Consider the following 19,301-nt stretch of genomic DNA (forward strand, 5'->3'; position numbering starts at 1 on the left):
AACCTGTGAGCTGATCAGGTTGCTACTTCAGCAGCGGCAATATCCCGTATCTTCCCCACCATGGCACGCAAACCGTTGCCGCGGGTAGGGGAGATGTGGCGGAACAGGTCCAGGCGCTCAAAAATTTCGTCGATATCTGTTGTCAGCAGTTCTCTCGGAGGCTTTCCGTTCAGCGCAACCAGAATCAGTGCGGCAAGGCCACGCACGATTAGGGCGTCGGAATCAATCAGAAGGTAGAGCTTGCCGCTGGCCTCGTCGTAATGGGCGATCAGCCACACTTGGCTCTGGCAGCCGTGAACATAGTTCTCTTCTATCCGGGCATCTTCCGGAAACGCCGGTAGCTGCTTGCCAAGATCAATAATAAACGCGTACCGATCTTCCCAGTCGTCCAGAAACTCGAAGCCGTCGAGCACGTCGTCCAGAGTTGGATTTGTGCCGAGCGGGTTGTCCAGAAAATCCTGTTCCGTAGCTGTCATTTACAACATTCCCAATTCGAGCTTGGCTTCGTCGGTGAGCATATCGTTGTTCCAGGGCGGATCAAAGGTTAGCTCTACGGTTACCTTGTCCACGTTGGGTACGTGCTCTACCTTACACTTCACGTCTTCGGCAATGACGGGCCCCATGCCACAGCCTGCGGCCGTGAGAGTCATCAGGATAAAGACATGATTGCCTTCGGCGGTATCGTTTTCGATTCGGCACTCGTAAATCAGGCCCAGATCCACCACGTTGACTGGAATCTCCGGGTCGTAGCAGTTGCGGATGGCTTCCCATACCTGATTTTCGTTAATGGTTCCGTCGGCCGGCGTGTCGAAACTGCTTTCCAGTGGTTTCTTGCCCAGGGCGTCGGCATTGTGACCTTCGATGCGGGCAAGGTTGCCATTGACGGCAACGGTAAATGTACCGCCCAGTGACTGGGTGATGGTCACAAAGCTGTCTACCGGAATCATCACTTCCGTTCCGGTCGGAACAAGGCGGGCTTCCACCTCGCGTTTGGTCAGGACGACTTCACGTTCTTGCATGCCTGATTAAACCTCATTTAATGCTTTTGACCCCCTCTCCCCAACCCCTCTCCCGCAGGGGGAGAGGGACTAAAAGACAGCTCCCAGTTCGGCTCAGCAACTCCCTCTCCCCTCGCGGGAGAGGGCCGGGGAGAGGGGGCGCAGTATCAGCTTACCGTAAAGCTCTCTCCACACCCGCACTCAGCGGTGGCGTTCGGATTGCGGAACTGGAACATGGAGTTCACACCTTCGGTAACGAAATCGATTTCGATGCCGTTCACCATTGACAGGTGCTCCTCTTTCACAAACACGTCAACGCCATCAATGTGAAATACTCTGTCGTCGGATGAGGCTTCATCAACCCATTGGGTTTCGTATTTGAAGCCGGAGCATCCGCTCTTTCTGATTGCCAATCGAATGCCTTTGGCATCTGATTTTTTGTCGAGTTGCTTGCGCACGTGCTTGACGGCATTTGGCGTCATAGTGACGCCGACGATCGGTGTGAAGACTTCTGCTGTCATGGTGTCTCCTCCATCAGGCAAACAGGCGCTGGACTTTTTGCAAGGCGGTAAACAATTGATCCACCTCATCCAGCGTATTATAGAACGCAAAAGAGGCCCGGGCTGTACCGGGAACTCCGTAGAAATCCATCAGTGGCATTGCGCAGTGGTGGCCTGTGCGAATAGCGATGCCTTGCTGATCCAGCAAAGTGCCAATATCACTGGGGTGCAAGCCCTTGATTTTAAAGGACATCACGGGCACCTTGCTCTTTGCGGTACCGATAATGGCCATTCCCGGGACGGTTTCAACCAGCTGATTGGCGCGCTCCAGCAAGGCGTTCTCGGCCGCTTCCATAGCCTCTCTGTCGAAACCGTTCAGGTATTCGATAGCCGCACCCAGGCCCACTGCCTCAGCGATAGCCGGCGTGCCTGCCTCAAATTTGTAGGGCAGGGTGTTCCAGGTTGTGCGTTCGAAAGAGACCCGCTCAATCATTTCGCCGCCGCCCTGGTATGGAGGCATTTCTTCCAGCAATGCGGCTTTGCCGTAAAGCACACCAATGCCCGTCGGGCCAAACAGCTTGTGAGACGAGAACACGTAAAAGTCGCAATCCAGAGCCTGCACATCCGGTTGAAAGTGCGGTACCGCCTGGGCGCCATCAAGCAGCGTGATGATGCCGCGGACTTTGGCCTGTTTAACCATGTCTGCAACAGGGTTGATAGTACCCAGTACGTTGGAAACATGAGTAATGGCAAGAACCCGAGTGCGATCATTCAACAGGCTATTGAACGATTCCAGGTCCAGCTCGCCTTGTGGCGTGACCTGAATCGGCACCACTTTGGCACCTGTACGCTCGGCCAGCATCTGCCAGGGCACAATGTTGGCGTGGTGCTCCATGTGGCTCACCAGAATTTCGTCACCGGCTTTGAGGCGGGGCGCCAGGCCGTTCGCCACCAGGTTGATAGCTTCAGTGGTGCCGCGAGTCCAGATGATTTCCTGGGTGCTACCTGCATTCAGAAAGCTGCGAACGGTTTCCCGGGCGCCTTCAAACGCTGCCGTTGCACGGTCGCCCAGGGTGTGGGCACCGCGGTGAACATTAGAGTGCATTTCCCGGTAATAGCGATCCATGGCATCCAGAACAGCAAGCGGCTTTTGCGCCGACGCACCGTTATCCAGATACACCAGAGGTTTCCCGTTTACCTGCTGAGACAGTATGGGAAAGTCCCGGCGAATGGCTTTTACATCAAACGCCTTATGGGTAGCTGTGTTTGCCACGGACAGGTTGTTCATACCGGTCAGGCCTCCTGAAATGCTTGATCAAAGAACAGGTTCAGCCGGGTTTGCACGGTCTCTCTTACGGCTTCCACCGGAATCTGAGTTACCAGCTCGTTAATGAACGCCATGGTTAGCAGTACGTTGGCTTCACGGCGGCCAATGCCCCGTGAAACCAGATAAAACAGCGATCCCTTGTCGAGCTGACCGATAGTCGCGCCGTGGGCACATTTGACATCGTCGGCGTAGATTTCCAGTTCAGGCTTGGTGTCTATTTCCGCACCGGTGTCAAGCAACAGGTTTTTGTTGTTCATATTTGCGTTGGACTTTTGGGCGTCCTGGTGAATATGAATCCGGCCGTTGAACACCGCGTGAGATTTGTCCGCCGCAATGTTGCGATAGGTTTCTTCGCTATCGCAGCGGGGCGCCACATGCTCGATAGTGGTGTGGTTGTCGTAGTGCTGCGTGCCTTGGGTGACGACTACACCGTTAAGCTTGCACTCCGCGCCTTCGCCTTCCAGTCGCACCTGCAGGTCGTGACGGCGAAGGGGGCCGCCAAAGCCCACACAGTGGCTTTCAAAGCGCGAGCTGCGCTGCTGAACGACGCCGGTGGCGCCGATATGCTGCACATTTTCGCCTTCCATGTTCAGGCGAATGTTGGTGACGTTCGCACCTTCAGCAAGATTGAACTCGGTGATGGTGTTAACCATGACCGCTTCCTGCCCGCTGGAAATATACTCTTCAACCAGAGTGATCTGGCTGTTGCGACCGGCATCGACAAAAATGCGCGGAAAGGCGGATCCGCTGGCGCCGGCAGTAACCTCATGAATGACAAACAGAGGCTGGTCAAGAACCGCACCCGGCTCCAGACGAATGACCAGTCCATCTTCAAAGCGGGCCGAGTTGAGGCCCGCCAGTTGTACGGCTTTTCTGTCCAGGGTGCTGTCCAGGCGCTCGGCCAGTTCGCTGGCTTCAGCGTCCGAAAGGTCGCCGAAACGCTGGATAAGAATGTTGTTCAGATCCGGATACTCGCTGGCTTCCGGCATCATCATGCCATTGATGAAAACCACCTTGTAGCCGGGAACAGCCAGAGCGCTGCCGGTTTTGCCTGCAGTAGGCAGCGAGACGGCCATCTCGTCGGTCAGCTTCAGGTACTTGCTGGAATACTTCCAGTTTTCTGTTTTCCGCGTTGGCAGGGGCATGTCCACCAGAGCGGCACCGCGCTGTTTGCGCAGGGCGAGCAGAGGCTCCGGTAGCGCCTGGCCAGCCGGATGCAGGAACGCGGTGGAAAGCGTTGGTGCTGGTTTCATTCCGCGATCTCCTTAATTGGCTGAGCTGGCTTCAGTTGCTTCATCCTTGACGCCAAGCCAGCCATAGCCGCGCTCTTCCAGCTCCAGAGCCAGTTCGCGACCGCCGGATTTTACGATCTTGCCACCGGCGAGGACGTGCACATGATCCGGCACGATGTGATCGAGCAGGCGCTGATAGTGAGTCACCATCAGAATGGCCCGGTCTTCGGAGCGCAGGGCGTTAACGCCGTCTGAAACCACCTTGAGAGCGTCGATATCGAGCCCGGAGTCGGTTTCGTCCAGAATGGCCAGCTTCGGCTGCAGCAACAGAGCCTGCATGATTTCGTTACGCTTCTTCTCGCCGCCGGAGAAACCTTCGTTTACGCCGCGCTTGAGGAACGCAGGATCCAGATCCACCTGCTTTGATACTTCCCGGGCCAGCTTCATAAACTCAGCCGCGTTCATTTCCGGCTCGCCCCTATGAAGGCGCATGGAGTTCACCGCAGTGCGCATGAACTGTAAGTTACTGACGCCCGGAATCTCTACCGGGTACTGAAATGCGAGAAATACTCCGTCGCGCGCGCGCGCTTCAGTCGTTTTTTCAAGCAGGTTTTCGCCATTCAACGTAACTTCACCTGAGGTAACTTCAAATGCGTCGTTCCCTGCGAGCACCTGGGAAAGGGTACTTTTGCCTGACCCGTTCGGGCCCATAATGGCATGTACTTCCCCGGCCTTGATCTCCAGGTTAATGCCCTTGAGGATCTCTTTGCCCTCAACGGATGCGTGCAGGTTCTTGATGCTCAGCATTTGTAGGATTCTCTCTATTTTATCCGTCTGAATTCTGATTGCTTGCAATGCTTTGGGTTCATGCCGTCTTAGCCGACAGAACCCTCGAGGCTGACTTCCAGAAGCTTGCCGGCTTCAACCGCAAACTCCATAGGAAGCTCCTTGAAAACTTCTTTGCAGAAACCGTTCACAATCATGGAAACGGCCTGTTCCGGATCGATACCGCGCTGACGGCACAGGAACATCTGCTCGTCACTGACTTTGGACGTGGTCGCTTCATGCTCAACGATCGCGGACTTATTCAGGCTCTCGATGTACGGGAAAGTGTGCGCGCCGCAGCGGTCGCCGATCAACAGCGAGTCACACTGGGTGAAGTTGCGCGCGCCCTCTGCGCGGGGGCCGAACTTGACCAGGCCACGATAGGCGTTGGAGCTTTTACCGGCTGAAATACCTTTTGAGATGATGGTGCTGGACGTGTTCTTGCCCAGGTGAATCATCTTGGTACCGGTGTCAGCCTGCTGATAATTGTGGGTGAGTGCTACCGAGTAGAACTCGCCGACGCTGTTTTCGCCGCGCAGGATGCAGCTCGGGTACTTCCAGGTAATCGCAGAACCCGTTTCAACCTGGGTCCAGGAAACTTTAGAGTTCTTGCCGATGCAGGCCGCGCGCTTGGTGACGAAGTTGAAAATGCCGCCTTTGCCGTTTTCATCGCCCGGGTACCAGTTCTGTACCGTGGAGTACTTGATCTGGGCGTCGTCCAGTGCAACCAGCTCGACTACCGCTGCGTGCAGCTGGTTTTCATCGCGCATGGGGGCGGTACAGCCTTCCAGGTAGCTGACGTAGCTGCCTTCGTCGGCGATAATCAGCGTGCGCTCGAACTGCCCGGTGTTTGCCGCGTTGATGCGGAAGTAGGTGGATAGCTCCATGGGGCAGCGGACGCCCTTGGGAACGTAAACGAAGGTGCCGTCGGAAAAGACTGCGGCGTTAAGCCCGGCAAAGTAGTTGTCCGTGTGGGGCACAACGGAGCCGAGGTATTTCTGGACCAGCTCCGGGTAGTCGCGCACCGCTTCCGAGATGGAGCAGAAAATAACGCCGGCTTTTGCCAGCGGCTCTTTGAAGGTGGTAGCTACGGAAACGGAATCAAACACCGCGTCCACAGCCACGCCAGCGAGCTGTGCGCGCTCATGCAGAGGGATGCCCAGTTTTTCGTAGGTTCTGAGCAGCTCGGGATCTACATCATCGAGGCTCTGGGGCATGTCTTCTTTGCGCTTGGGGGCGGAGTAATAGGAAATCGAGTTATAGTCGATTTTTGGATAGCCCACATGCGCCCAGTCCGGCTCTTTCATCTCCAGCCAGCGACGATAGGCTTTGAGGCGCCATTCCAGCATGAATTCCGGCTCTTTCTTGATTGCAGAAAGGCGGGCGATGACGTCTTCATTCAAACCGGGATCGAACGTATCTACTTCGATTTCTGTGACGAAACCGTGCTCGTACTCCCGTTTGACCAGTTCGTTCACCTCTTGGTCGGTGGTCGCCATGATCGTCGCTCCGTATTCTCTCATCGTGGGCTCTGAGGCCCTTTAGTTTGCCGCCAACCAGAGTGGGTTGCGGGGGCTGATCTGTTGTTTCTGGTTCATGATTGTACAATACCATACTAAATTAGTCAGGTATTAAATTGCGGGACAGCCAATTATAGCGTAATACGCCCGCCAGAGGCTAAGTCTGACGGGCGCAACGGCTTTGGTGCAGGTTTATACGGAGCCCGGGGCTCAGTGGAGCATCAGGCTTCGGATGGCAGAATGCGGGTAAGGTAGCTATGCCCGAGCGCATCGGGAGTACGCGGCGGGCGGGGTATGCGAACAATGTGTCCGCTGCCGGGTGCGTAATCTATAGCGACGCCGTTGAGGCTCTCCATAACGGGTATCGCGAACAACAGATTGCCAGATGGCGTAATCAGCTCGAGCTGGTCGCCTGGCGCAAACTTGTTTTTCACGTTAATGGTCAACCATTTGCCGTCGTCATTGGTGATGGTGCCGGCTACCTGCTGAGTACCAAGATAAGATGAGCCTCTTTCGTAGGTCTGGTATTCCTGAGGCATGTGTCGGCGCAGGAAGCCCTCGGTGTAGCCCCGGTTCGACAGCGCTTCCAACTCGTTCATCAGGCCCATGTCGAAGGACTTGCCTTGTGTGGCCTGATCGATGGCGCGGCGATATACTTGGGTGGTCCGTGCCACGTAATAGGTGCTTTTCGTGCGACCCTCTATTTTCAGTGAATGCACGCCCATCGCCGCCAGTTCGGCCACATGCTGTACAGCTCGCAGGTCCCGGGAGTTCATGATGTAGGTGCCGTGCTCATCCTCATAAGCGGGAATAAAACTGCCCGGGCGGTTGGGCTCTTCGAGCAGGATTTCTTTCGGCTCGTAGTTAAACACTTCACTTGCTACTGATGAGGCAATCAGGTCGCCGGTGTGGTCGTGGGTATGTTGAACTTCCTTATAGTCCCAGCGACAGGCGTTGGTGCAGGCGCCCTGGTTGGCATCCCTGTGATTCATATAACCGGAGAGCAGACAGCGCCCTGAATAAGCCATACACAGTGCGCCGTGAACAAAAACTTCCAGCTCCATTTGCGGAACCCGTTCACGGATGTCGCGGATTTCACCGAGTGCGAGGTCCCGGGACAGAATCACCCGGCTGATGCCCTGGCGGCGCCAGAATTCCACCGTTGCCCAGTTTACGGCATTGGCCTGCACCGATAGGTGAATGGGTTGATCCGGCCACTTTTCCCGCACCAACATGATCAGGCCCGGGTCTGACATGATCAGGGCATCAGGCTTGTGTTCAAGCACCGGTTCCAGGTCCCTCAGGTAGGAGCGTACCTTGTCGTTGTGCGGCGCTATGTTCGAAACCAGATAGAACTGTTTACCCAGAGCGTGGGCTCTCTGTATGCCGGCACCCAGAGCAGCCGTGTCTTTAAAGCTGTTATTGCGTACCCGCAGTGAGTAGCGTGGCTGGCCGGCGTAGACGGCATCCGCACCATAGGCAAACGCGGTTTCAAGGTGTTCAGGGGTGCCGGCAGGTGCCAGCAGTTCCGGGATATTCATTGCGGCTCCAGATGAATCTGTGGATGGCTATTTTGCCGCAAGCTAATGTGCTTTCTCTTGATCCTGCTCAAACGTCTTATTGATTACTTTCAGCTAACATGTGTACGCTGTAACCTGAATTGAGCAGGTCGATATTTATCAATGAGGAGGATCGCAGAATGGCATCAGAGCCTCTGGATGCAGAGGTGGTGCGGGTTTCATTGAGTAACAGAGTGAGTTCGCTGATCAGTATTCAGCTTGCCCGTGGCAAGGTGGGTGTTGAAGTGGTGGCGTCGCAATTACACATGAGCCGGTACACGCTTCACAAGAAATTGAAGCGGGAGGGGTTAACCTTTGCCCGCCTGCTGGAAGATGTGCGCCGTAAGCAGGCGCTGACTTACATGCAGGATAAAACCAAGCCGCTGGTGGAAATTGCCGAACAGCTTGGGTTTTCAGAGCTGAGCGCATTCAGCCGGGCGTTCAAGCGCTGGATGGGCACTTCCCCGGCTGCATATCGCTCTGTCAGGTTTTCCTGAGCGCGATTAGTGCTTTTTGAACACCAGCGTGGCGTTGGTGCCGCCAAAGCCAAAACTGTTGCTCATGACCAGATCCAGGTTCTGGTTATCCAGTCGCTCGCGCACAATCGGGTAACCTTCTGCGCCTTCATCCAGGTTCTGGATATTGGCTGACGGTGCAATAAAGCCTTCCCTCTGCATAATCATGCTGTAGATGGCTTCGTGAACGCCGGCTGCACCAAGTGCGTGACCGCAGAGAGGCTTGGTAGAGCTTAGTGGCGGAATTTTATCGCCAAAGGTCTGTTTCAGGGCTTTGAGTTCCGTCACATCGCCAGCGGGAGTGCTGGTACCGTGGGTGTTGATGTAGCTGATCTCGCCGTCCAGATTTTTCATGGCTTGCTGCATGCAGCGCACAGCGCCTTCGCCACTGGGTGCAACCATGTCTGCACCGTCTGATGTGGCGCCAAAACCAACCAGCTCCGCAAGAATGGTCGCTCCACGTGCTTCAGCGTGTTCCAGAGCTTCGAGCACCAGGGTGCCACCGCCTCCGGAAATAACAAAGCCATCCCGGTCTTTATCGTAGGTGCGTGATGCAACTCCCGGAGTGTCGTTGTACTTGGTTGAAAGCGCACCCATAGCATCAAACAGCAGGCTCAGCGTCCAGTGAATGTCCTCGCCGCCGCCGGCAAGCATGACATCCTGGCGACCAAGAGCAATCTGGTCTGCGGCATGGCCAATAGCGTGGGCGCTGGTTGCGCAGGCCGACGTAATGCCATAGTTGAGGCCGGTAATGCCAAACGCCGTTGCGATAGAGGCGTTGATTGCACTGCCCATAGTGCGGGGCACTCGATAAGGGCCAACCCGGCGGATGCCTTTTTCACGATGGGTATCGATGGCGTCTAACAGTTCAACGGTTGATGCGCCGCCGGTGCCGAAAATAGCACCGGTACTGTTAGCTGTGAGGTGCTCTTCGCTCAATCCCGCCTGCTCGATGGCCTCACAGGCCGCGAGATAAGTATAGGCAGCCGCCGGGCACATGAAGCGCAAGAGCTTGCGGTTAATCAGTGCTGGTAGATCCAGATTGATCTGGCCACAAACATGGCTGCGCAAACCATTGTCACGGGCCTCTTCGCTGAAGCCGATACCGGGAATAGACTCCTTGAGGGAGCGGGTTACTTCTTTCTGGTTTGTGCCAAGGCTGGAGACAATCCCCATACCGGTGATAACAACACGCCGCATCTTGCTAGCTCCTAAAAATCATCAGTGGAAGAGAATACGCCAACCCGCAGGTCTTTGGCCGTGTAGATTTCCTTGCCATCCACTTCCATGCGTCCGTCGGCAATGGCCAGCGTAAGTTTACGCTTGATCACACGCTTGATGTCGAGGTGGTATCGCACTGTTTTGTTGGTAGGCAGAACCTGGCCGGTGAATTTCACTTCTCCGGCGCCTAGCGCACGGCCTTTGCCTTCGCTGCCGCCCCAGGCCAAATAAAAGCCAACCAGCTGCCACATGGCATCAAGGCCAAGGCAGCCAGGCATGACGGGGTCATCGACGAAATGCACTTTAAAAAACCAGAGGTCCGGATTGATATCCAGCTCTGCCACCAAACTGCCTTTACCGTAAAGGCCGCCTTCTGTGGATATGTGGGTAACACGGTCGACCATCAGCATCTCATCTATGGGCAGCCGCGTGGCGCCCGGGAAAAGTTTGCCATGACCACATTTAATCAGGTCTTCTTTGTCAAAATGATCCGGGTTCATAGTGCCATTGTCTCTGTTACAGAATGATTTGCTGATACTTTAGCTGTTTTTTCGCGAGTCGCTATTGACCATTAGTTGATAATTAACGTTTAAACGATGCAGTTGCAAGTGTCGGATGGTCTTCAAGAGGCGTCACAGAATAAAAAAAGAGCAGGTTTCCCACGAACCTGCCCTCTTTTTTCCTGCACGGGAAAAGACAGCGCAGCCTCTCAGCCTGCGAGGCCATCTGGCCTGGGGCTTGCGAGTATTTTTGTGTAGCGCACCAGAAACATGCCGTAGGCGAAAATCCAGAGCAGGGTGCTGCTTCCGATTCCGGGGTGCCAGGGAATAATATCAAACGCGGTAAGCACGCGGATAAAAGCCGCCAGTTGGATGGCAATAAACGCGATAACCATGCCTTTTGGCAGTACCAGAGGGCGCCCCGTATGGCCGAGTGTCACCCGGGCGATTACTCCCAGAATGAGGCAGCTGATGGCGCCTGTGCCTGCCGCGTGGCTCCAGGCGTTTGATGGCCAGCCCGCGAAAATCGTGCCCGCGAGAAGGTACAGGGCGACCGGCACCCAGAGGATAGCCAGGTGCAGGGCCCACAACAAAGGCTCCTTGCGCGCCAGCCAGCCTTTCCAGTTGGCAATACGCACCAGCATGAGGGTGCCGGCTATGATTGCCAGAATACCTGTTAGGGTTTGCCAACCTGTCACCAGCGATGCCGTTAGCAGAATCATGGAAAACAGCGTGGCCATATCCAGCGCCGGAATGGTCTTTACTGCGCGGGCATCCAATCCGTGCTGACGCAGCCAGCCGGTTGTAAACGCGGGCGTGATGCGCCCGCCAACAATACTGATAAGTGCCATGGCCATAATCAGCGCGCCATGGCTGAAAGCCATATTCAGGCGGGTAACAAATCCTATCTGCATCAGCCATAAAAGCCCCAGAACCACCAGAATCATAAGCTGGCGCTTCTGCCTTGCGTGCCATATCCGCCACCCGGCATCCAACATCACCAGCGGCAGGAAGGCCAGATTGAAGCCCTGAACCAGCCAGTCTGGCAAATCAGCACCCAGGGCCATAAGCAGTCGCCCTGCCAGCCAAACGCTCCATAGCAAGACGAGCCTGAAACCATGAGTGCGTTCAGTCTGAGTCCATACACAGACGGCCGTCAGCAGAAAGCCGGCTATGGCCGCAGACAGAAAGCCGAACAGCATCTCGTGTTGGTGCCAGAATAGCCCCGGCATAGCCAGAGGCAGGTTGATGACACCGGTTACTTGTAAAACCCAGAGTGGGATGACCAGAAGCGCCAGCAGCGCCATCGACAGAAAGAAAATGCGGAATGGGTAGCTGAAAAGCTGGCTTACGCTGGCGGAATCGGCTTGAGCGGATGTAGGAATGGCCTGCATGCTGGGTCCTGCTAATACATATATGTTAATTATATGTTAAACGCCTGCGGGCGGAAATAACATACCCGGTTGGGGGTATGTTTGCGTACAATGCCGCTATCGTTCTGATTCGCAATGGAATAATTCATGAGTACATACGTAATCCTGAAACACCTCCACATGACCACAGCTTACCTGACGGTCATCCTGTTCACGCTGCGACTGTTGCTGGATGCCGTGGGAAGGCCGGGTTGGCGTCAGACCCCGCTGCGCTGGATCCCTCACGCCAACGACACAGTGCTGCTGGTGGCTGCTGTCAGCCTACTGTTTGTTGGAGGCTGGAACCCGCTCACCCAGGGCTGGTTGTTGGCCAAAATATTCTTGTTGCTGGGCTATATAGCGGCCGGCCTCTTTGCACTGAAGGTCACTGCATCGCTCCCCGTTCGTGTTGTTGCCGCGGTTCTGGCCCTGTTGCAGGTGTCATTCATCTTCCACCTTGCGATGACCAAACCCGTTCTGTTCTGATTTGGTGTAACTGACCAATTCCGCGAGCTGGCTCTGCACGTCTCGCAACTGGCGCGTAATTTCATCGCGTTCATCGTGAGCTTGCTGAGCCTGTTTGGCGTTTTGCTCCTCGCTCATGACTTCCAGAATCGCACCAATCATCATGTTCAGGAACACGAAAGCCGTCAGGAAAATAAAAGTCAGATAATAGATCCAGCTCAGTGGGTATTGCTCCATCGTGGCGTACATCACATCCGTCCAGTCCTCGAATGTGGCCACCCGGAACAGTGTGAGCATGGCTATGGCGACATCGCCCCACAGTTCACTGTCGACGCTTGCAAAGAGCATGGAGCCAATTGCCGCATAGATGTAGAAAATGATAAACATCAGAAGCGCGATGTAACCCATGCGCGGGATGGCTTTGAGCAGGGAATTGATCAGGAAGCGCAGTTCAGGCACCACCGAGACCAGACGCAGTACCCGGAAGACCCGTAACAGCCGCCCAAGCAGGACGGCTTCGGAGTTATCCAGAGGGATAAGGCTGCCAACCACCACCAGCGTGTCAAACAGGTTCCAGCCGTCCAGCAGAAAGCGCCGCTTCACGGGGCTGGCGGTAAAGCGGAACAGGATCTCGATCAGGAAAAACAGCGTGATGGCAGTATCCATAACGCTCAGGGACTGCTCAACCAGAGGCGGCAGATCATAGGTTTTAGCGCCTATGGTCAGAGCAGACAGAATGATAATGGCAATAACCACGCCCTGAAAGAGCGTGCTGGACTCAATTCGGCGCAACTGGTTGAAGCCGGCAACGGGGGACATATCCGGGGACATGGTCTTTACTGCTCCAGGTGAAAACGGGTGTGTGGATTCTAATAGCCCGGCCAGCGCTGGAACAGCGTTGTTACAGAGATTTCAAGAAACGTACATCAGTTCCCTTTTTTTAGTGGTGACCCCGCGCCGCTGTCTTGGCTGTGCTTCCGGTTTAGCGGATAGAAGAGTTGTGGTGATGCCAGTTCCGGCAAATCAGTCTGTTCCTGATTTGCTGCCCACTCGACCCGTTCGACAGAGCGGATGGCGTAATGCATCCAGGCCAGTGCGGCAGTAGCAATTATGAACATCAGCATAAAACAGCTCTGCCAGATGCCCGTAATGTCATTCAGAACACCAAAGGTGAGTGGCAGGATAAACCCGCCCAGCCCGCCAATCATTCCGACTACGCCACCAACAGCACCCACATGCGTGGGGTAGTAAACAGGTATGTGTTTGTAAACGGCCGCTTTGCCGAGGGACATAAAAAAGCCCAGGGTGAAAATCAGCGCCACGAACACCGGCAGGCTCATTTCCAGTCGGAAGCGAACGTCGCCGTCGATGCCATGTACCACGTAATCTGTAGGTGGGTAACTCAGCAGGAAGGTGCAGACGACCGATGCGATAAAGGTCCAGTACATCACACGCCGCGCGCCGAAGCGGTCGGACATCCAGCCACCCAGAATGCGGAACAGGGATGCCGGAATGGTGTAGAGCGCGGCGATCATGCCGGCGGTTCTTATGTCCAGGCCGTAAACGCCAATCAGAAAGTGTGGCAGCCACAATGCCAGAGCCACAAAGGCTCCGAATACGAAAAAATAGTAAAGAGCAAAGCGCCAGACCCGCAGATCCCTCAGCGGTTCCATCTGCTCCATAAACGAACGTTGCTGCTCGCCATCCTTACGGCCAGCAGAAACCGGGTCTTCTTTTGCCAGAAGGATAAAAACAACACCCATAACCGCCAGCACAGACGCATAGATCTGGGCGGTGGTTTCCCATCCAAAAGCCACCAGCAAAAAGGGTGCGCCGAAATTGGTTACTGCGGCGCCGACGTTGCCCGCGCCGAAGATGCCCAGAGCCGTGCCCTGGCGAGCGGGTTCAAACCAGGCAGCGGTATAGGCCACGCCCACAATGAACGCCCCACCGGCAAGGCCAACTCCCAGTGCACCAACCAGTAGCATGGGATAGGTAGTGGCAAAGGTCAGCAGGTAAACACAGGCTGATGTTGTCAGCATGAGTATGCCGAATACCCAGCGCCCGCCGTAACGATCAGTCCATATACCAAGGAACAGCCGGCTGATTGAACCGGTCAGGATGGGTGTGGCCATCAGCAGGCCAAGTTGGGTGTCCGAAAGATTCAAATCTTCGGCAAGGCGGATGCCGATAATGGAAAAAATCGTCCATACAGCGAAACAGAGCGTGAAAGCCAGTGTGGAAAGGCCCAGTGCGCGGTTCTGCTGCGGCCTGGTTGGTGAAATCATTATGGTGGCCCTCCCTGTCTGCATTTACCGACCTGTATCTATAGTCTCTGCAACCATACCAAAACCCGGTTTTTCCGGGTGAAAGCATTGGAGGTACCTCCAGCAGGGTGAGCTGGTGGTAGGCGCTGACAGGGATTCATGCCCTGGGGGGTAGACTCTTGATCGCTCTGGTGGGGTACCCGCCGTAAGTCTTGATTTGAATCAATTATACGCAGGTGTGGAGTGTGGGCTAATGCTGACCAATATCAATTGGCGCGCTGCCTGTGCGTGGCATTGCCGCCTTCGGAGATTGCTATGAAAATCATGATTGCCTACGACGGCTCCAGGAACGCAAAACTGGCACTGGCCCAGACGATTACGATGTTCCGCGAGCTGAAACCACAGATCACCCTGGTGGCTGTGGCAGAAAACCCCAGGGACATCACCGCCGGTAACGAAGACATGTTTCAGGAAGAGTTGTCTGAACTTAAACGGAATCTTCTTGAGGCGCAGGCGGTCTGCGAGAAAGAGGAAGTTGCTGCAGAAACGCTGCTTCTGGATGGCGATGCCCGCAAGATGCTGCTTTATGCCGCCGAGAAGAAAATTCATCCTGATATGCTGGTTATCGCACGCCACAGCCATGAGCCGGATGGCGGATTCATTGCCCGCTCGCTGACCTATTTCGTCGATGAGCTGGATTACATGACCTTTGGCAGCGTGAGCTCCTTTCTTGCCCGCCGTATTCAGTGCCCCTTATTGATCCTGCCTAGCCGTTAACAGCAGCCGGTGCCGAAATGACCTGAAAGCCCTCGGAGGCTTACATGAAAGTTGCAGATGTATTCCATTTCAAAAATGCGGAGATCAAGGCGCTCCACCTGACCTGGATCGCCTTCTTCATTACTTTTTACGTGTGGTTCAACATGGCGCCGCTGGCGTCCAGCATGCTCAAGAGCGTGGACTGGCTGACCCCGGACGATCTGCGCCTGTTCGCTATCTGCAACGTTGCGCTGACAATCCCCGCGCGCATCATTGTCGGCATGGCTCTTGACCGTTTTGGCCCGCGACGGGTGTTCTCGATACTGATGGTTCTGATGTCAATTCCGGCCCTTACCTTCGCATTTGGCAACACCATGACACAGCTGCTGGTCAGCCGTCTGGTGCTCAGCTCCATAGGCGCCAGCTTTGTGGTAGGTATCCACATGACAGCCATGTGGTTCAAGCCCCGCGACATTGGCTTTGCCGAGGGTTTCTACGCAGGCTGGGGTAACTTTGGTTCCGCAGCGGCGGCGCTGACCCTACCCACCATTGCTCTGCAAATGTACGGCGGCGACGATGGCTGGCGCTGGGCTATTGCCCAGAGCGCTATTGTGATGGCGCTTTACGGTGTGTACTACTGGTTTGCCGTTACCGATGGCCCTGTTGGAACCGTGCATCGCAAGCCGCGTAAAGCGACCGCGCTGGAAGTCAGCACCTGGGGCGACATGGTCAAACTGATTCTGTGGACCATTCCTCTGGTTGGCGTTCTGGCCATTCTGGTATGGCGTATCCAGAATATGGGTTACCTGAGTATGACCGGTGCGGTGATCAGCTACTTAGTGATTGTTGCGATTGTGTGTTATCAGGTTGTGCAGATTCTAAGGGTGAACGTGCCTATCCTGAAAAAGGGCGTGCCCGAGGACGACAAGTACCCGTTCAACAGTGTTGCAGCGCTGAACAGCACCTACTTTGCCAACTTTGGTGCAGAGCTGGCGGTTGTCTCCATGCTACCGATGTTCTTCGAGGAAACCTGGAGCCTGGGTGCCGCCGCCGCAGGTATGGTTGCAGCGTCCTTCGCTTTTGTGAACCTGGTTGCCCGCCCCATGGGTGGCATGGTTTCCGACCGTATGGGTAACCGTCGCTTTGTGATGCTCAGCTACATGTTTGGTATTTCGGTTGGCTTCGCGCTAATGGGGCTGCTTAACTCCAGCTGGCCGCTGATCATTGCCGTGGGTATCACTGTGTTTACGTCTTTCTTTGTTCAGGGTGCAGAGGGCGCAACCTTTGGTATTATCCCGTCTATCAAGCGCCGTCTGACCGGGCAGATTTCAGGTATGGCGGGTGCCTATGGCAACGTCGGTGCGGTGGTTTACCTGACCATCTTTACCTTCGTAACACCAAGCCAGTTCTTCTTCATCATTGCTGGCGGCGCCTTTGTGAGCTGGCTGCTGTGCATGTTATGGCTGAAAGAGCCGGAGTCCGGCTTTGCTGAAGAGTACGAGGTGTCCTCTGTAGACCTTCAGATCGAAGACGAAGAGCGCAGTCGCCAGGCGGCGCTTGGTCAGACCTGATACTCAATACACAAAGCAGTACTGAAAAAGCCCCGCCCGGAGTGATCCTGACGGGGCTTTTTCGTTAGCGCAGGTGTGTCACTTTACCGGTTCGGCCTCAAGCCATGCCCAGGCATCATCTTCCCGATCTGCCGGGAAAGTCTGCATGTCGATATCGGGGAAAAACGGATTCATGGTGTCAATTACCTTTCGCATCCAGCCGGGTGCCCCGACAATGGCGTACCGTTCGACCTTTTCCATAGCAGATAGCTTCATTGAGAAGAGACCGCTCTGCATGAGGATGGACGGGTCGAAGCCACCGAAATGCTTCATCCGGTTGAGCAGCCGCACCTTGCTTTGGCCCGCAAAGAAGTCTTCCAGTTTCCTGATCACGCCGGGCATTTCCTCTGATGACATTACGCCATCAACCTCAAAGGCGAGCACGTTGTCCTTGGTGGTTGGCAGAAATCGGATGGCGGCTCCCTTCCTTACAGGTGCCGCGGAGGTGTCTGCTGCCCATATCAGTGCCTCTTCACTCCGGCTGGATGGGAAAATCCTAATGTCTAACACCGGGAATAGTTGTTGCGCAAAAGAGACAATCGTTTGCGGCCACTCTTTATCTGACACCAAAGCACATCGGTTCAGCTGGCTTGTGTGGCTGAATAGCTCCATGTCAGCCTTGGCGCCTTCAACCAGGGCGTTTGCACTCATGTCAGACAGCGCTGTGAGGTCGACATAAACGCCTACCTGTGGGCGCTGTTGCAGCTTTCTTTCAAAGATACTCTGGTATGCCCGAATATCTTCACCGGTCAGCTTTCCATCAAGCGATAAGGCAATGACATGATCTGGGGCCGAGACTTGTTGCAACATTGCTCTGTCCTCGGTTCGGTTAAATTTGAGGTGCTCCAGACAGTGTAAACCAGCCATGGATTATTTATCCGGGGGCAGTCGTCATCGGGAAGCCTTTGTACAGAACAAAAAACTCGCCCGGGATTCCTCCCGGGCGAGTTTCAGATATCGATGATAATTTTAAATCATGGGATTACGGGTTCTTGATGTAGGCCTCTTTGCGCAGATAGAACCACCAGTTCACGACCAGACAAAGCGCATAGAACACTGCGAAGCCATACATAGCCACTTCAGGAGTTCCTGCCTGGATCTGTTGGCCCAGCAGCTTGGGCGCAATGAAGGCGCCGTAGGCGGCTATGGCGCTGGTCCAGCCCAGTACGGGGCCTTTTTGCTGTTGGTTGAAAATATAGCCAATGCTGCGGAAGGTGGAGCCGTTGCCGATGCCGCTGGCGGCGAAGATCACGATGAACAGAATCATGAACAGCGCAAACAGACTGTTGGGGTCGGTAGAGTTGTAGGCCAGCATCATCACGTAACCGGTAGCCACGGAGGCAACCACCATGATGGCGGAGATGATCTGGGTGACAATGGAGCCACCTACCTTGTCGGAAATCCAGCCACCCACAGGGCGAATCAGGGCTCCGACCAGAGGGCCAATCCAGGACCAGGTCAGGGCGCTTGGTGCGTCGGGGTTCACTATACGTGTGACGGTGCCGTCAGCGGCCACATCCATCATGTTGCCGAAAATAACGCTGATGGACAGGGGCAAGGCGGCGGAAAAGCCAATAAAAGTGCCGAATGTCAGAATGTACAGTACGGTCATGGACCAGGTGTGCTTGTTGCTGAATATCGCAAACTGGTTTTTGATGTTGGGCTTGATGTCGCCAGGGATCAGGCGCAGCAGAACCACAGTCAGAACGATGGTCAGCGGCAGAGCCAGCCACATACTCATGATGCTGAGCGCCCACACGCCGGCAATGGAAGTCAGCATGCCAACGCCGTATAGCCCGAGGATCTTGCCAAAGGCAGACGCAGGGTTGCCGGGGTTCGGGGTGACGACTTTCAGGTTGTTCATTCCAAACCAGCCAGCGAAGGCCAGGGGGACCAGGAAAACCAGCCAGATGAAACCTGCGTTCTGAATCCAGGTGTCGGTGCCCGCTTCAATACGGCCTATCAGAGTGCCGCTTGGGCTCTGCAGTTGCATCGGGTCGCCAGCCAGAGCGCCGAAAACGCCGACGGTCATCACCAGTGGTATCACTACCTGCATGGTGGTGACACCGAAGTTGCCGAGGCCGGCGTTCATTCCCAGACCGAAGCCCTGCTTGCTCTTGGGATAGAAGGAACTGATGTTGCTCATGGAGCAGGCAAAGTTGCCGCCACCTATGCCGGATAGCAGTGCAAGAGCCTGAAATACAATGAACGGTGTATCTGGATTCATCAGTGCAATGCCGGTACCGGCAGCAGGAATCATCAGTAGGGCTGTGGTCAGAAATATGGTGTTGCGCCCACCGGCAATTTTGATCATGAACGACGCCGGAATCCGCAGAGTAGCGCCAGACAAACCGGCAATTGCCGAGAGTGTGAAAAGCTGTTCGATGCTGAACGAGAAACCCAGGTTCTTCATCTGGGTGGTGATCATTCCCCACATCAACCATACCGCAAAACCCATCAGCAGGCTGGGAATGGATATCCACAGGTTACGGGAGGCAATACGCTTGCCTTCCCGTTCCCAGAATTCTTCGCTTTCGACATCCCAGTGTTCGATGTCGGCGTTGGTTTTAGCCATAACAATGCTCCCTCGGTTA

19 protein-coding genes are annotated in these 19,301 nt (G+C 55.2%); 4 read left to right on the top strand and 15 right to left on the bottom strand.

Annotated features, from left to right (window positions below):
• Positions 1-14 precede the first annotated feature (14 nt).
• The 8 genes from BUA49_RS05780 to trhP form a co-directional block, all read right to left on the bottom strand.
• The gene (locus BUA49_RS05780) at positions 15-476 is read right to left on the bottom strand and encodes a SufE family protein (RefSeq protein WP_072796226.1); all 462 of its coding nucleotides are present in this window, start codon (positions 474-476) and stop codon (positions 15-17) included.
• Positions 477-1,019, bottom strand: coding sequence for a putative Fe-S cluster assembly protein SufT (gene sufT, locus BUA49_RS05785; RefSeq protein WP_072796227.1), 543 nt, complete (start codon positions 1,017-1,019; stop codon positions 477-479).
• Between the two features lie 146 nt (positions 1,020-1,165).
• A complete protein-coding gene (locus tag BUA49_RS05790) occupies positions 1,166-1,519 on the bottom strand; it encodes a HesB/IscA family protein (RefSeq protein WP_072796229.1) in 354 nt (117 codons plus the stop codon).
• A gap of 13 nt (positions 1,520-1,532) precedes the next feature.
• Positions 1,533-2,786, bottom strand: coding sequence for an aminotransferase class V-fold PLP-dependent enzyme (locus tag BUA49_RS05795; RefSeq protein WP_072796231.1), 1,254 nt, complete (start codon positions 2,784-2,786; stop codon positions 1,533-1,535).
• 5 nt (positions 2,787-2,791) lie between these two features.
• The gene (gene sufD, locus BUA49_RS05800) at positions 2,792-4,078 is read right to left on the bottom strand and encodes a Fe-S cluster assembly protein SufD (RefSeq protein ID WP_072796233.1); all 1,287 of its coding nucleotides are present in this window, start codon (positions 4,076-4,078) and stop codon (positions 2,792-2,794) included.
• 12 nt (positions 4,079-4,090) lie between these two features.
• The gene (gene sufC, locus BUA49_RS05805; protein WP_072796235.1) at positions 4,091-4,864 is read right to left on the bottom strand and encodes a Fe-S cluster assembly ATPase SufC; all 774 of its coding nucleotides are present in this window, start codon (positions 4,862-4,864) and stop codon (positions 4,091-4,093) included.
• 68 nt (positions 4,865-4,932) lie between these two features.
• Positions 4,933-6,381, bottom strand: a complete 1,449-nt coding sequence (sufB, locus tag BUA49_RS05810) for a Fe-S cluster assembly protein SufB (protein ID WP_072796237.1) — start codon at positions 6,379-6,381, stop codon at positions 4,933-4,935.
• 242 nt (positions 6,382-6,623) lie between these two features.
• Positions 6,624-7,943 carry a prephenate-dependent tRNA uridine(34) hydroxylase TrhP gene (gene trhP, locus BUA49_RS05815; RefSeq protein ID WP_072796239.1) on the bottom strand — a complete coding sequence of 440 codons (1,320 nt, stop codon included), beginning with the start codon at positions 7,941-7,943 and terminating at the stop codon, positions 6,624-6,626.
• Between the two features lie 158 nt (positions 7,944-8,101).
• On the opposite strand from trhP, the gene BUA49_RS05820 reads away from it, so the two are divergent.
• A complete protein-coding gene (locus BUA49_RS05820) occupies positions 8,102-8,458 on the top strand; it encodes a helix-turn-helix transcriptional regulator (protein ID WP_072796240.1) in 357 nt (118 codons plus the stop codon).
• A gap of 6 nt (positions 8,459-8,464) precedes the next feature.
• Here BUA49_RS05820 and BUA49_RS05825 read toward each other — a convergent pair whose 3' ends face one another.
• The 3 genes from BUA49_RS05825 to BUA49_RS05835 all read right to left on the bottom strand — a co-directional run bounded on the left by BUA49_RS05825 (position 8,465) and on the right by BUA49_RS05835 (position 11,591).
• Positions 8,465-9,676 carry a beta-ketoacyl synthase N-terminal-like domain-containing protein gene (locus tag BUA49_RS05825; RefSeq protein WP_072796242.1) on the bottom strand — a complete coding sequence of 404 codons (1,212 nt, stop codon included), beginning with the start codon at positions 9,674-9,676 and terminating at the stop codon, positions 8,465-8,467.
• 11 nt (positions 9,677-9,687) lie between these two features.
• The gene (gene fabA, locus BUA49_RS05830) at positions 9,688-10,197 is read right to left on the bottom strand and encodes a bifunctional 3-hydroxydecanoyl-ACP dehydratase/trans-2-decenoyl-ACP isomerase (protein ID WP_072796243.1); all 510 of its coding nucleotides are present in this window, start codon (positions 10,195-10,197) and stop codon (positions 9,688-9,690) included.
• Positions 10,198-10,406: 209 nt separating this feature from the next.
• The gene (locus tag BUA49_RS05835; RefSeq protein ID WP_072796245.1) at positions 10,407-11,591 is read right to left on the bottom strand and encodes an NnrS family protein; all 1,185 of its coding nucleotides are present in this window, start codon (positions 11,589-11,591) and stop codon (positions 10,407-10,409) included.
• Positions 11,592-11,717: 126 nt separating this feature from the next.
• Between BUA49_RS05835 and BUA49_RS05840 the strand changes: the two genes are divergently transcribed.
• Positions 11,718-12,095, top strand: coding sequence for a SirB2 family protein (locus BUA49_RS05840; RefSeq protein WP_072796247.1), 378 nt, complete (start codon positions 11,718-11,720; stop codon positions 12,093-12,095).
• Here BUA49_RS05840 and BUA49_RS05845 read toward each other — a convergent pair.
• Together BUA49_RS05845 and BUA49_RS05850 are read right to left on the bottom strand one after the other, a co-directional pair.
• Positions 12,051-12,905, bottom strand: a complete 855-nt coding sequence (locus tag BUA49_RS05845) for an ion transporter (protein ID WP_072796248.1) — start codon at positions 12,903-12,905, stop codon at positions 12,051-12,053. The genes BUA49_RS05840 and BUA49_RS05845 overlap by 45 nt on opposite strands.
• Positions 12,906-13,000: 95 nt before the next feature.
• Entirely contained in the window at positions 13,001-14,362 is a 1,362-nt protein-coding gene (locus BUA49_RS05850) for an MFS transporter (protein WP_072796250.1), read from the bottom strand.
• Between the two features lie 294 nt (positions 14,363-14,656).
• Between BUA49_RS05850 and BUA49_RS05855 the strand changes: the two genes are divergently transcribed.
• Together BUA49_RS05855 and BUA49_RS05860 are read left to right on the top strand one after the other, a co-directional pair.
• Positions 14,657-15,118: a universal stress protein gene (locus BUA49_RS05855; protein WP_072796252.1), complete on the top strand. Its 462-nt coding sequence runs from the start codon at positions 14,657-14,659 to the stop codon at positions 15,116-15,118.
• Positions 15,119-15,162: 44 nt separating this feature from the next.
• The gene (locus BUA49_RS05860; RefSeq protein WP_072796254.1) at positions 15,163-16,668 is read left to right on the top strand and encodes an MFS transporter; all 1,506 of its coding nucleotides are present in this window, start codon (positions 15,163-15,165) and stop codon (positions 16,666-16,668) included.
• A 78-nt stretch (positions 16,669-16,746) separates the two neighbouring features.
• On the opposite strand, the gene BUA49_RS05865 is transcribed toward BUA49_RS05860, so the two are convergent.
• The gene (locus tag BUA49_RS05865) at positions 16,747-17,517 is read right to left on the bottom strand and encodes a SpoIIAA family protein (RefSeq protein WP_072797701.1); all 771 of its coding nucleotides are present in this window, start codon (positions 17,515-17,517) and stop codon (positions 16,747-16,749) included.
• A gap of 172 nt (positions 17,518-17,689) precedes the next feature.
• Positions 17,690-19,282: an MFS transporter gene (locus tag BUA49_RS05870; protein WP_072796256.1), complete on the bottom strand. Its 1,593-nt coding sequence runs from the start codon at positions 19,280-19,282 to the stop codon at positions 17,690-17,692.
• Positions 19,283-19,301 lie beyond the last annotated feature (19 nt).

This window comes from Marinobacter antarcticus, assembly GCF_900142385.1.
Taxonomy (GTDB): Bacteria; Pseudomonadota; Gammaproteobacteria; order Pseudomonadales; family Oleiphilaceae; genus Marinobacter; species Marinobacter antarcticus.